We start from the raw sequence: 13,884 nt of genomic DNA, 5'->3' as shown, positions 1-13,884 counted from the left end.
AATGGTTTGGCATTCGCTTCAAATTTGTATTTTAGATCAAGCTAGAAATTTATGCACCAACTCATTATACAATACGCTTTTTTACTTGCAGTAATTCTTTTTGTGGTGATGCTGGCACAAAAAATCCGCATCGCTTACCCCATTTTATTGGTCATCGCAGGTTTAGCCCTAAGTTTTTTGCCGATCCTTCAAGATATTGAAATAGAACCAGAACTCATTTTTGTAATCTTTTTACCTCCTTTATTGTACGAAGCGGCCTGGAATACCTCATGGAAAGATTTTTGGAAGTGGCGTAGGGTAATCAGCAGTTTTGCTTTTCCCATTGTTATTTTTACCTCAACAGTTGTAGCCTTAATTTCACGTAGTTTAATTCCGGGCTTTACCCTGGCACTAGGCTTTTTGTTAGGTGGGATCATTTCTCCGCCAGATGCGGTATCTGCATCAGCCATACTCAAAAATGTTAAGGTACCTAAGAGGCTCACTACTATTTTGGAGGGCGAAAGTTTATTGAATGATGCATCCAGTTTGGTTGTATTTAGGTTTGCATTGGCTGCGGTAATGACGGGAAGTTTTGTCTTTAGCAAAGCTGCAGGCAGTTTTGTGGTGGTTATTGTAATGGGGATCCTGGTTGGGATTGCGGTAGCCCTGATTTTTTACGCTTTGCACAGATGGTTACCAACTACCACCAATATCGATATTATCCTTACTTTTTTAACGCCTTACGCAATGTACATGACTGCAGAGGAATTTCATTTTTCTGGCGTATTGGCTGTTGTAAGTGGAGGTTTATTTCTTTCAGCCCGTCGGGATCAAATCCTTACCCACCGGAGCCGCTTGCAAAGCATTAACGTTTGGGAAGCCGTAGCTTTTGTATTGAATGGTTTTGTTTTCTTACTCATTGGTTTAGAATTTCCCGTTATTATCAATGGTTTAGGAGAAAACGGCCTTTTGCCTGCTATCCGTTATAGCGCCATTATTTGTTTGGTACTAATTCTGGTGCGATTGGCCAGCACCTATGGCGCCTTGTATTTTACACGTTTCATTAGCCGGTACATTACAACGGCCGATCCTAATCCAAGCTGGAAGGCACCCTTACTTTTTGGTTGGGCAGGTATGCGCGGTGTAGTTTCTCTGGCTGCTGCACTTTCTATCCCTGTTGCCTTGAAATCTGGTGAAGCTTTCCCTCAGCGCAACCTGATTTTGTTCATTACCTTTAGTGTAATATTGGTGACCTTGGTTTTACAGGGTTTAACATTGCCAGCACTCATTAAATGGGTAGATATGCCCGATCCGGATTATACCATCCCTTTTGAACAGCAGAAGCAGATGGTGAGGAAAAAAATATCCATATTATCACTAAAAATTCTTGACGAAAAATACCATGATGCGTTAGAACATAACGATATGATCAGGTCGGTCAAAATCCGTATCGAGGCCGAGATGGAATTATTGAGGGATTGGGAAAAAGAAGAGAACATTTCAAGATCCGAGGACTTTTATCACGACTACCGAATCGCATTGGAAGATATTATGGCTGAACAGCGTATTTTGTTGAAAGGGTTAAATAAAAAAGAGCAGATTAATGATGAGTTGATCAGGGAACAATTAGAACTGCTCGATCTCGAAGAAGAAAAACTTCGCAGGCATTTTAGTCAGCGGGATATATAACCACCAAACTTCTTTTATACTTTAACTGTTTGCTGAAAACATTCAACAATACATCGGCCCCCTCCATCGCTATTTTAAAATCTTTCGATTTCACATTAATATCCTTGAAATAAATTCTTAGATATTATTTTCAAAGGGTTTATCAAACAGGAATAACCGCATGGATAAAGTTCTAATTGCATAATATATACAAGCCGGTTGCTGATTGTATAACAATCATTGCCTTGGTTACACGAAAATTAATCTCTCCCAATTTGGCCAATTGTTCAATAAAAAAACGGAATAACCCTGAGGCATATTCCGTTTTCGGTTTAAAAAGTCTGATAAATGTTTTTCTTCAGACATCCATATTATTTAATCTTCTAATAATTTTGTTGCAGCCGCGTCGGTAAACCAGGTTAACTTCCCATCAATAGGATCGATTAATTGCGAAGGATATAAATCAACATTTTTTTCCGTATCGCCAATAACATGTTTCAGTGCTTCGGCTTTATTCTCTCCAAATACCAGGAAAGCAACATTATCTGCTTTGTTAATTAATGGCGCGGTAAAGCTAATGCGATATGTATCTAGTTTTTCTACATATACAGCTGCTACGTTTACTTCCTCATCTTTAACTAAAGTAGTATGTGGAAAAATTGAAGCGGTGTGTGCATCATCGCCCATGCCTAAAAGGATTAAATCGAAAACAATGTCTTCACCATTAAAATGCTTGTCAATTGCTTTTTTATATTCGATAGCTGCTTTTTCTGGGGCCAAAGTGGTATCCACGTAAAAGATATGATCTTCTTTAATGCCTAGCGGATCTAAAATGGTTTTCTTGGCCATTAATCCGTTGTAGTTATCATCGTTGGCAGGAACATTACGCTCATCGCCAAAAAAGAAGTAAACTTTTTCCCAATCAATTCTGTGTTGCCCTTCAGTAGCAAGAAAATGGTAAAGTGCTTTAGGAGAACTACCGCCCGTAAGCACGAAATTGAAACAATCGTTTTCTTCGATAGACATTTCTGCAATTTTAATTACATAATCTGCCAGATCCTGGTTTAGTTCTTCTAATGTTTTGTATATGAGTAGATTCATTTTAATTTTAAGTAATGTCATGTTGAGCTTGTCGAAACACTCTTCTTTAAGTTCTTCGACAGGCTCAGAATGACAATTTATTTATGGACATGAAACTATTCGGCCATGAACCATCAACTTAATTATTCCTTATTTTTCAATGGTAAATTAAACCAGTGGAAACCATCTCTCGCAATAAGTGCTTCGGCTTCTTCCGGTCCCCAGCTATCGGCAGGGTAGTTAGGAAAGTTGATTGATTTTTTGCTTTCCCATGTATTTAAAATTGGCATCACCAGTTCCCATGCCGCTTCTACCTGATCGCCACGCATAAACAAGGTTTGATCGCCCATCATGGTATCCAATAATAGGGTCTCGTAAGCTTCTGGTGTATCCCCGTCGTAAGTTCCTTTATAATCAAATACCATATCAACCGGGTTTAGTACCATGTCTAATCCAGGTCTTTTGGCCTGTACCTGCATGCGGATACTCATTTCTGGCTGTATGCTAATCACCAACCTGTTTTGTTGCCAGTTTTCGGTTACCGCTGAAGAGAAAATCTGATGTGGCACATCTCTAAACTGAATGGTAATTAATGATGAAGTTTGGTTTAAGCGTTTTCCTGTTCTTAAATAGAAAGGAATACCTTGCCATCTCCAGTTATCAATATGGAATTTAACTGCCGCAAAAGTTTCGGTATTTGAATGCGGATCAACACCTTTTTCCTGGCGGTATCCTGGCACTTCCTTACCTTCAACCCAGCCTTTGCTGTACTGACCACGAACGGTGTGAAAACGGATATCTTCTGCAGAAAAAGGACGCATAGCTCTTAAAACCTCAACCTTACGATTTCTGATTTCATCGGCGTCAAAATTAATAGGCGCTTCCATTCCAACCAAACAAAGCAATTGCAGGAGGTGATTCTGGATCATATCTCTCAAAGCACCTGAGCCCTCATAATAACCTCCACGATCGCCCACGCCTAACTGTTCTGTTACTGAAATCTGAACGTGATCGATATAAGACCTGTTCCACAACGGTTCGAACAATGCATTGGCAAAACGGAATGCCATCATGTTTTGTACGGTTTCTTTACCGAGATAATGATCAATACGGTAGATCTGCTTTTCCGTAAAAATAGTGCTCAATAATGCATTAAGCTCTTTTGCAGATTCTAAATCATGGCCAAAAGGTTTTTCGATAACAATACGGCTATTGTCCTCATCTTGCGTTAGTTTATATTTCTGCAAACATTCAGCAATAATCGGAAAGAAATTAGGCGCAACTGCGAGGTAGAAAATCACCTGTGTACCTGCACCAAATTCTTTTTGATATTTTTCTACAGCTCCTTTTAGGTTTTCGAAAGTTTTTGGCTGGGCAAAATCGGTAGGACAGTAGTTCATCGTCTTTGCGAAATCTTCCCATTTATCTTTTTTTACTTTTCCGCTTCGCGAAAACTCGTTAACAGCCTCTTCTAAAGCAATTTTGTAACTATCATCAGTAAATTCGGTTCTTCCTGTACCAATAATAGCAAACTTATCAGGCATGTAACCCTCTATAAATAAATTATATAGGGCAGGTGCTAATTTTCTTTTATTTAAATCACCTGTTCCACCAAATATTACAAAAATGGTAGGGTTTAATGCGGTTTTGGTTTTCATTGTATGTTCTTGTGTCTAATGAGTTTATGATAATTTATTCCAGTCGGCATGAAAAACACCATCTTTATCAATACGCTCGAAAGTGTGTGCGCCAAAGAAATCTCTTTGTGCCTGGATTAAATTTGAAGGCATGCGGCCTGTAGTAATAGTATCGAAATAGGTTAGGGTAGATGCAAATGCAGGAATACCTAAACCCGAATTGATACATGCACTAATTGTTTTTCGCGTACCTGCTAAAGTGCCTTTAATGATGTTCTGAATACCCGCATCACCGAATAAATGTTCAAGAGAATTGTCTTTATCATAAGCCTGATAAATATCTTCTAAAAATTTAGCCCTGATGATACAGCCTCCGCGCCAGATTTTGGCAATTTCCTGTAACTGTAGGTCGTATTGATATTCTTTTGACGCCTGAACCAGTAAATGCATCCCTTGTGCATAAGCACTGATCATAGAGAAGTAAAATGCATCTTCCAGTTCTTCAACTGTTACCTCAATTTTAGTATCTTTTTTACCAAAAGCTTCTTCTAAAGAAACCCTTAGTTTTTTAAATTTAGATAAATCGCGGTTAGAAACAGCTTCGTTAATGGTAGGGATCGGCAATTGAAGTTCCATTGAAACCTCTGATGTCCATTTTCCAGTACCTTTTGAACGGGCTTCATCTTTAATCTGATCTAAAAGATCATTTTGTGTTTCGGTATCTTTAAATAAGAAAATTTCAGCAGTAATTTCCAATAAAAATGATTGCAACCTGCCTTCGTTCCATTTTTTGAATACTTTATAAATTTCTTCATTTGAGTAACCTAAGCCATTTTTAAGGATGCCATATACCTCGGCAATAAGTTCCATAATGGCATATTCTATACCATTATGTACCATTTTAACAAAGTGGCCAGAAGCACCCGGACCTATGTAGGTTACACAAGGATCGGTACCCACTTTTGCAGCTACCGCATCAAAAACATCTTTTACAACGTTATATGCTTGTTTATCACCACCAGGCATCATACTCGGACCAAACCGCGCACCTTCTTCACCGCCAGAAATACCCATTCCGAAAAAATGTAAGCCATCTTTCTCTAACTCGTCAACACGGCGGTTGGTATCGGTAAAATGTGAGTTTCCACTATCTATGATGATATCACCTTTGCTTAAAAGTGGTTTTAGTTCTGCAATAACGCTATCTACAATTGGTCCGGCTGGTACTAATAAAATTAATGTACGTGGTGTTTGTAAGCTGGAAATAAAGCTTTCAATATCATTAAATCCTTCTAAGTTATGTGCTTTGCCTTCTTCTTCAAGCTTCGAGATCATCTTTTGGTCTTTATCGTAACCTGTTACAGAGAAGCCCTTATCAGCCATGTTTAATAATAAGTTCCGGCCCATAGTACCTAAACCAATCATTCCCAATTTATATTTTTCAGAATCGTTATTTGCCATTTTTTATTTTTTAGAATACACCCAAAATTAGGGTTTACAAATTAATATTGCAGCTATTGTTGTTAAAAGATTGTAATAAAAGATCAATTATTTTTTAGGCTCAACAGTAAAAATATTGTACTTATCGGCCAGTTTCCAAAGCTTTGCCCCGCCTTTAATCCCGTCTCTGTTGGTTACGATTTTAATATTGTCTTCCAGCTTAAAATTGATCTGTTTCGAATTTCCGCCACCTATATATAAGGTATCGTAATTGAAAACTGTTTTATAAATTTCGATTACCTTTTTTAATCTTTTGTTCCAGCGTTCGCTACCGATTTTTTCGAATGCTTTGTTTCCGATATAATCGTCGTAATCTTCCTCTTTATTGATTGGGAAATGCGCCAGTTCCAGGTGAGGAAGCAGTTCCCCATCAAACAATAGCGCTGTTCCGAAGCCCGTACCCACTGTAAAAACAATTTCAAAGCCTTTACCTTCAACCACGCCTAAGCCTTGCTGGTCGGCATCATTAACCAAACGCACAGGCTTACCAAGCTCGTTGGCCACGCGTTGTGCAAGATCTACATCGGCCCATTTATTTTTAGCCAGGTTGGGAGCAGTTTTTACAATCCCATTTTTAACGTAACCCGGAAATCCGATTGATACACGGTTATAACTATCAGGAAAAGGCTTAATTAGTTCTACTATACCTGTTACAATATCTTTTGGCGTAGCTTCTGGCGGGGTTTTGCTTTTTAAATATTCGGTAATCATATTTCCGCTTTCATCTAAAAGGACGGTTTTTATACTGGTACCGCCAATATCAATAGATAATATATTGTTGTTTTCAGCTTTTTTCTCTGTAGCCATAATTATGTATTTATAATTCCGAAGTTCTACAAATAAATTAAAACAACAAACATTAAATGAATATGGAAGTAATTTAGGTGTAATAATATATTCTATAAAATCTATGTATTTAATAGAATATAATTAAGTTTGTTCCGTTAAACTTAAAAAAGATCTAAATCGTTATGACGGTAAACTACCTTGCATTTGCTATTCCGGCATTTTTTATTTTTGTATTTATTGAATTTAAAATCGCCCAGCATCAAAAGAAAGCGAAAATTTTTAAATACGAGAGTACAGTTGCAAATTTTAGTGTAGGTATTGCAGAGCGGTTATTGAATTTATTTATTGCTGCAAGTTTTTATCAGGTTTACGATTGGCTGTATGCCCACTATGCCATTTTCGATATTTCTACGAAGTGGTATGTGTGGATTTTGCTGTTGCTTGCTACTGATTTTGTTTGGTACTGGTACCACAGGCTTGGACATGAGATTAATTTTTTATGGGCAGCACACATTGTGCACCACCAAAGCGAAGAGTTTAATTTATCTGCAGCAGCGCGGATTACCACTATTCAGGCCATTTTTCGTAATGTTTTCTGGTGTGCCTTACCATTGCTAGGTTTTCACCCCAACATGATTATTAGCATTCTTTTGGCCCACGGTGCTTATTCTTTTTTTACGCATACGCAATTGATAGGCAAATTGGGATGGCTCGAAAATATATTGATTACGCCTTCGCTGCATGGAGTTCACCATGCTTCTGACGAAAAATATCTGGATAAAAACTACGGAGATGTTTTTGTTTTCTGGGACAAATTATTCGGCACTTTCCAGGCGGAAGAAGAGACACCTAAATATGGCTTAACACATCCCATTAAAAGTTATAGTTTCCTGTGGCAGCATTTTCATTATTATTTAGAAATAGGAGAGGCCTACAGGCGTGCAAATGGATTCAAGGCTAAATGGGATGCTGTTTTCGGAAGTCCGGCTTTAATGGACCAGAATATCAGGCCGATTTTAGAAGAACGTTATTATCAAAATAAATTACAACATGATTATCAAAATAAATTACAACATGAGGCGAAACCTAAACCCAGGTTTAAAATTTATCTGAATATCCAGCTAATTATGGTGGTAGCGATGCTTACAGGTACAACCATGTTTTATGAATCGTTAACTGTAGTCCATAAAGTTGCCATATTGATTTTTGTCCTCGTTACCCTGATCAATATAGGCGCCCTGTTAGAGCAGCGCAAGTGGATTTATTACCTCGAATGTTTCAGGTTGATACTGGTATTCGGTTATTTCTTCTATAGCTTTAATATCATCGAACTTTTAATATTCCCGGTTGTAGGATTGATTATTCTTGAGCGTAATTTTTCATTGAATAGCTTGTATAAAAAGCATCTTTTTAGCTATAAATCCAACACAATTAATACATAGGTAACTTAAAGGCAAAGTTTCCTTAACATTACCGTAATGTTGCTGAGCTACTTTTGCTGGCAAGATGAAGGATGCATATTTGAGCAAAAGTGATGAAGACTTAATGTCATTATTGGTAAACCAAGACAGCCTTGCACTGGAAACACTTTTTAACAGGTATTACCCTGCTTTATGCAAATTTACCTCTATTTATATTAAAGATTACAACAAAGCAGAAGAGCTTATTGCCGATCTTTTTATGAAGCTTTGGGACAAAAGAAACGAGCTTCAGATCAAATCGATCAAAAAATACCTGTTTACTGCAGCTAAAAATTTAGCCTTTAATGAAATTCAGCGTGTAAAATTCCATATTTTAAGTATCAACGATCGCGAAGATACACTCGATTACCCGGATACTTATTTAAATCCCCACGAACAGCTTACCAGCAGGGAATCCTATTCCGAAATTATAAGTCTTATTAACCTGTTACCCGATCGGCAACGGGAAGTGCTTTTAATGAGCCGCATTGATATGTTAGAGAAAAACATTATTGCCGATTTATTGGGAATTTCTGTAAGAACCGTAGAAACCTTACTCTATCAGGCCGTGAAAAACTTTAGATCGCTCACAACTGACCGATTGGAGATCTAATTCAATTTCCTTCTTTGCCCTGAAAGTATATTTAATTAACTCTCATTTTCCTTGAGAAGATCATTTATCGAAATATTACTTGCATTAGTTTTTGGAAAGGCAGGTTCAGTTTTTCATGGCAGTTTTCAGTCCCGCTTTTGGTACGAGTTCCGATGAAAAATCGGAAGCTCTTCCCGGCAATCGGGTTTATTTAACCCAGGCAGGTGCTCAGAAACCTAAATTCATTTGCACCGGGAAATCAGGATGATTTAATTTTATAACAGGCCATTGTACCTAAACCCGACAGGAGCGGATCCCGATTTTTTCAATCGGGATGGAGCAGATGGCGGGGCTAAAAGGATCTATGAAACACTGATCTTTCATTTCCAAATCAAAAACATCAATATTTTTCCTTGCTGAACAATCCTTCAGCATTATTAGTTTATTTAGGATGCTCTTTGTGCTTAACAATTTGTTAACAATAACTTGATCTTTTTCGCTACGTATCGGCACCCATTAATCTGTCTTACATCCAGAACCGCATGACTAAATGGACGAACGTTACTACAAATTAATAGAAGATTACAGCAAGAAAACCATTGGCAGTGAAGATTTAACTGATTTACTGATTTGGGTTGAAAGCAGCCAGCAGAATCAGCAGATTTTCAGGGAAAGCTTACAGGCCTTTGAAGCAGCAGATTATTCCCTGAAAAAACCTGTTAATCAGCAAAGAAGCTGGTTAGCCATTCAACAACATATTGAAAATAGTGCTGAACAATCGCCAATTATAAAAAGAATCAATTTTAGAAAGTATTTTACAATAGCTGCCGCAATCATGGTGATCGCTTTGTTGCCAGTGCTTTATTTTAATAATTTTCATCCAAAAAAGACCGAAGTTATTGCTTACAACGAAATTTACAATCCGCGTGGACAGAAAAGGCTAGTGACCATGCCCGATGGTTCTAATATCTATTTAAACGGCGATAGTAAAATCCGTTACGCACTCAATTTTAATACCACCAGCAAGCGGATCGTTTATTTAGATGGCGAAGCTTTTTTTGACGTGCAGCACCGCACCAAACAACCTTTTATAGTTCATACCGGGAAAGTAAGTACTACCGTTCTGGGTACTTCATTTAATATTAATGCCTATGCATCTTTAAAAGATATCACCATCACAGTGCAAACGGGTAAAGTTGGCGTGCTGTTTAAGAATAAAGGCAAAACAGCCCCTGTTCAGTTCCTCTTACCAAATGAACAGCTTACCATCAATAAATATAATGGACAGACAACAAAAAAGCAGGTAAATGCAATTAATTTTGATAGCTGGAGAGAATACAAAATCTTTTTTTATGATAAATCCCTGAGCGAGATCGCAGAGGTAATTGCCCGCGAGTATGATCTTGATATTGAAATTAAAACCGAAGCTTTAAAAGAGGTGAAGCTTACCGCAAAATTTGATAAATGTTCGGTAAAGCAGATTATGGATGTAATTGCTAAGCTATCGGACTCAAAATATACAATCTATGAAAATAAAGTAATCATTTATTAACGATAAACTATAAAGATAGATATGATATAAAATTACTAAACCGAAAAATGGCTCGAAATGCTGGACACATTTCAAGCCCTGAAAACTGTATACTCATTTGACAAAGTAAAACTTAGTAAAGATATGAAAATTAATACCCGATGGATTAAAAATTTCCATCAGTATCCCTCAAAAGTTATGGTGATTACTGCCATAATGATGTTGAATCTGCTCTCTTTCTCACTATATACCTATGCACAAAGCGATAAGAAAATTTTATTCGAAGCGGATGGTATAACCTTAAAAAAGGCTTTTGAAACTATAGAAAAGCTCAGCGGCAATCATATTGCCTATAACAACAACCAGCTCGATGATCAGAAAAGGGTTTATGTTTCCAAAGGAATGAGATCTGTATATGAAGTGCTTGATCTGCTTTTAAAAGGAACGCAGTTTACCTATAAAGCAGGCGGTGCCGGCAATATCCTGATTACAGCTAAAAACACAAATACAGGGAGGATTAGCGGTAGGGTTGCTGATGAGAACAACGAGCCTATTCCGGCTGCCACGATTAAAATTGTTGAGTTAAGTAAGGTTACACAAACTGATAATGAAGGTAATTTTACGATTCCCGTATTACCAGGCACCTACACGGTTGAGGCAAGTTTTATTAGCTATCAAACCGGTAAAGTACAGAATGTAATTGTCGTTAATAATAATTTGACTAAAATCGGAACACTGAAACTTAAATCATCTGATAATTCATTGGATGATGTTGTTGTTACAGCTTTGGGAATCAAGCGTTCGGAAAGGGCATTGGGATATGCCATTACAACTTTAGACAGTTCTGCATTTACGAATGCAGTAGCTACGAACTGGACAGATGCATTGTCTGGAAAGGTAGCAGGCTTAAATCTGGTCCGCAACAGTGGTTTGGCAGGATCTAATAAAATCATTCTCCGTGGTGAAAATAATTTAACAGGAGATAATGAAGCACTGATTGTTATTGATGGAGTTGTGGCCAGTAGTAGTGCAAAACGTACTGCCGGAACCGGAGGTGGCGTTTATGGAACATCCGGAGATATTTTGCCAACGGATTTTGGAAGCGCACTTAACGATCTGAATTCTGACGATATTGAAAATGTTACAGTATTAAAGGGACCTGCAGCTTCAGCGCTTTATGGTCAGAGGGGAGCAAATGGTGCCATTGTAATTACAACCAAATCTGCTGGTAGCAGTAAGAAAAAGTTTAATATTACCTTCACTTCTAATACTGCCTTCGAGCAAATTAACAGAGGACCAGATATTCAACAAGAATATGGTGCAGGTGTAAGTGGTGCGAGTTATTACAGTTTTGGAACAAATGCGGATGGTGCAGATACACATGCAACCAGTTCGACTTACGGACCTAGGTTTGACGGTACCAGCATGTTTTTTCAATATGATCCAACTACACAAAAAGGTGGAACAACGCGTACACCATGGGTAGCATATCCAAATGCATTAGATGCATTTTTTAAAACAGGCGTTGAAACAACAAACTCTGTGAGCTTAGATGGAAACGCAGGAAAAGTAGGTTTACGCTTTACGGCAAGCCATGGTAATAACGATTGGATAGTTCCTAATACAAATTTGGAACGTACTTCTCTTGCTTTTTCAGGAAATAGTAATGTAACCAAAAAACTGAACATTGTTTTTAAGGCCAGTTATAATAACAGGCACAGTGATAATTTACCGACAACAGGTTATGGCAACCAGTCTTTAATGTATTGGTTCATGTTTGCACATCCAAATATGAATTTGGATTGGTTTAAAAACTACTGGGTGGCCGGACAGGAGCAACAGAAGTTTTTAGACTTAACTTCGAGTTTTCCGGAAGGACCATATGCAATTTCTGAACAATATATAAATGGACAGCGAAGAAATGGTATTTTGGGAAATGTTCAGGCCACTTATAAGTTTACTGATGATTTAAGTTTACTGGTACGTTCGTCTATCGATTTTAATCATGATATCCGCGAAACCAAGCGTCCATGGGATGCTGCAGGTGCAAAATTTGCCCAGGGCTCTTATCGTGTCCAGGACATCAACTCTTATGAAGTGAACGCCGACTTTTTATTAAGGTATAACAAAGATTTAACAAGGGATTTAAAACTTTCTGCATCAGTAGGTGGTAGCCAATTGAGAAACAGATACTACAAATCAGAGCTTCGCGCTGATGGATTAGTTGTTCCTGGTGATTATAGCTTGGAAAACAATCAAAATCCATTGATTTCGGTACCGGATACTGCACGGTATAACATCAATAGTTTGTACGGTACAATGTCTTTATCGTTAAAAAACTATTTATTTTTAGATTTAACCGGAAGACAGGATTGGAACAGTACTTTGGCGTCTCCACTTCGAACGGACAATGTTGGTTTCTTCTATCCATCTGCAAGTTTATCTTTCATTGCGTCAGATTATTGGCAATTGCCTTCGCAAATCAGCTATTTCAAGCTTCGGGGTTCAATTGCCCAAGTGGGTAGTGGTGGAACGACGCCATATCGTACCGCGTACAACTATACGCTTGCTGCGAACGGAATTTATCCGGGCGGGGCAATGACAAACCCAAGTATACTTCCAAATAATAACTTAAAGCCACTATCTACTACAACAGTTGAGGTTGGTGCCGAATTAAAATTATTTAAAAGCAGATTAAATTTCGATTTTGCTGCATACACCGGAAGTACAAAAAATCAGATATTAAGCCGTTCGATTGATCGTGCTACAGGATATTCAATCGCTGTATTTAATGCCGGAAGGGTAGATAACAAAGGCTTGGAAATGTCGGTAAATGCAACGCCTTTGCAGAGCAGATCATTTACATGGACGGTTAACGGAACGTTTTCTGCGAACAGAAATACCATTAAAGAATTGGCCGATAGCGCTGTAATATTACGTACAGGCCCAATTGGGGGTACACAAATCATAGCTAATGTTGGTGGAAGCCTCGGAGATATGTATGGTTTCGGATTGAAGCGTTCGCCTGATGGACAGGTAATATTCGATAATACCGGTAAAGCCATTCCAGATCAAACCCAGTTAAAATATCTGGGAAATACAATGCCTAAATTTAGATTTAGTTTTGGTACAGGTATAACTTATAAGGGCTTTGCTGCTAACGTTTTATTTGACGCACAATTAGGTGCTGTTGCACACTCGTTAACGTTTGCAAGAATGGCTGGCCTGGGCAAATTAAAACTGACCTTACCAGGCAGGTATGGTGGTTTAATTGGAGATGGAGTAATGTTAAATCCTGATGGTGTTACTTATAGCCCCAATACCACAGTTGCAACTGATATCGGTGCATTTTATGAGGCTATGTATGGTTCTACTAATGCAGAAGGAAGTACTTTCAGAACCGATTATCTAAAATTCAGAGAAGCAAATATTAATTATACATTCTCAAAAAGACTGGTTTCAAGTTTGGGCCTGAGCCGGATAACCATAGGCGTGTATGGGCGTAACCTGTATACCTGGTCGCCGTGGCCTGCCTTCGATCCTGAGTTTGGTACATTATCGGGTAGCGATATCGTAACAGGTTTTGAAGTAGGGCAACTGCCATCAACCAGAACTTTTGGTGCACGTTTAGTAGTGGGTATAAACTAA

General features: G+C 38.1%; 9 protein-coding genes. 5 read left to right on the top strand and 4 right to left on the bottom strand.

Annotated elements, in window-relative coordinates; all coding sequences use genetic code 11:
- Positions 1-51: 51 nt before the first annotated feature.
- Complete coding sequence (locus tag IM793_RS09765; protein WP_193420844.1) at positions 52-1,668, top strand: Na+/H+ antiporter; 1,617 nt, start codon at positions 52-54, stop codon at positions 1,666-1,668.
- A 354-nt stretch (positions 1,669-2,022) separates the two neighbouring features.
- On the opposite strand, the gene pgl is transcribed toward IM793_RS09765, so the two are convergent.
- The 4 genes from pgl to IM793_RS09745 form a co-directional block, all read right to left on the bottom strand.
- The gene (pgl, locus tag IM793_RS09760) at positions 2,023-2,748 is read right to left on the bottom strand and encodes a 6-phosphogluconolactonase (protein WP_193420842.1); all 726 of its coding nucleotides are present in this window, start codon (positions 2,746-2,748) and stop codon (positions 2,023-2,025) included.
- Positions 2,749-2,870: 122 nt separating this feature from the next.
- The gene (gene zwf / locus IM793_RS09755; protein WP_193420840.1) at positions 2,871-4,385 is read right to left on the bottom strand and encodes a glucose-6-phosphate dehydrogenase; all 1,515 of its coding nucleotides are present in this window, start codon (positions 4,383-4,385) and stop codon (positions 2,871-2,873) included.
- A gap of 24 nt (positions 4,386-4,409) precedes the next feature.
- Positions 4,410-5,825: an NADP-dependent phosphogluconate dehydrogenase gene (gndA, locus tag IM793_RS09750; RefSeq protein ID WP_193420838.1), complete on the bottom strand. Its 1,416-nt coding sequence runs from the start codon at positions 5,823-5,825 to the stop codon at positions 4,410-4,412.
- Between the two features lie 87 nt (positions 5,826-5,912).
- Positions 5,913-6,671, bottom strand: coding sequence for an ROK family protein (locus tag IM793_RS09745; protein WP_121284914.1), 759 nt, complete (start codon positions 6,669-6,671; stop codon positions 5,913-5,915).
- 164 nt (positions 6,672-6,835) lie between these two features.
- Here IM793_RS09745 and IM793_RS09740 point away from each other — a divergent pair, with 164 nt between their 5' ends.
- From IM793_RS09740 to IM793_RS09725, 4 genes are all read left to right on the top strand, one after another.
- A complete protein-coding gene (locus IM793_RS09740) occupies positions 6,836-8,095 on the top strand; it encodes a sterol desaturase family protein (protein WP_193420837.1) in 1,260 nt (419 codons plus the stop codon).
- A 64-nt stretch (positions 8,096-8,159) separates the two neighbouring features.
- Positions 8,160-8,726 carry an RNA polymerase sigma factor gene (locus tag IM793_RS09735; RefSeq protein WP_121284912.1) on the top strand — a complete coding sequence of 189 codons (567 nt, stop codon included), beginning with the start codon at positions 8,160-8,162 and terminating at the stop codon, positions 8,724-8,726.
- A gap of 529 nt (positions 8,727-9,255) precedes the next feature.
- Positions 9,256-10,257: a FecR family protein gene (locus tag IM793_RS09730; protein ID WP_193420835.1), complete on the top strand. Its 1,002-nt coding sequence runs from the start codon at positions 9,256-9,258 to the stop codon at positions 10,255-10,257.
- 123 nt (positions 10,258-10,380) lie between these two features.
- Complete coding sequence (locus IM793_RS09725; RefSeq protein ID WP_227256197.1) at positions 10,381-13,884, top strand: SusC/RagA family TonB-linked outer membrane protein; 3,504 nt, start codon at positions 10,381-10,383, stop codon at positions 13,882-13,884.

The organism is Pedobacter sp. MR2016-19, from assembly GCF_014947265.1.
GTDB lineage: Bacteria > Bacteroidota > Bacteroidia > Sphingobacteriales > Sphingobacteriaceae > Pedobacter.
Note: the sequence above shows the minus strand (reverse complement) of the source record. Positions and strands in the feature narration are given on the sequence as shown.

Coding starts and splice junctions, on each gene's coding strand:
- IM793_RS09765 (WP_193420844.1), top strand. CDS start 52: ATGCACCAACTCATTATACAATACGCTTTTTTACTTGCAGTAATTCTT.
- pgl (WP_193420842.1), bottom strand. CDS start 2,748: ATGAATCTACTCATATACAAAACATTAGAAGAACTAAACCAGGATCTG.
- zwf (WP_193420840.1), bottom strand. CDS start 4,385: ATGAAAACCAAAACCGCATTAAACCCTACCATTTTTGTAATATTTGGT.
- gndA (WP_193420838.1), bottom strand. CDS start 5,825: ATGGCAAATAACGATTCTGAAAAATATAAATTGGGAATGATTGGTTTA.
- IM793_RS09745 (WP_121284914.1), bottom strand. CDS start 6,671: ATGGCTACAGAGAAAAAAGCTGAAAACAACAATATATTATCTATTGAT.
- IM793_RS09740 (WP_193420837.1), top strand. CDS start 6,836: ATGACGGTAAACTACCTTGCATTTGCTATTCCGGCATTTTTTATTTTT.
- IM793_RS09735 (WP_121284912.1), top strand. CDS start 8,160: ATGAAGGATGCATATTTGAGCAAAAGTGATGAAGACTTAATGTCATTA.
- IM793_RS09730 (WP_193420835.1), top strand. CDS start 9,256: ATGGACGAACGTTACTACAAATTAATAGAAGATTACAGCAAGAAAACC.
- IM793_RS09725 (WP_227256197.1), top strand. CDS start 10,381: ATGAAAATTAATACCCGATGGATTAAAAATTTCCATCAGTATCCCTCA.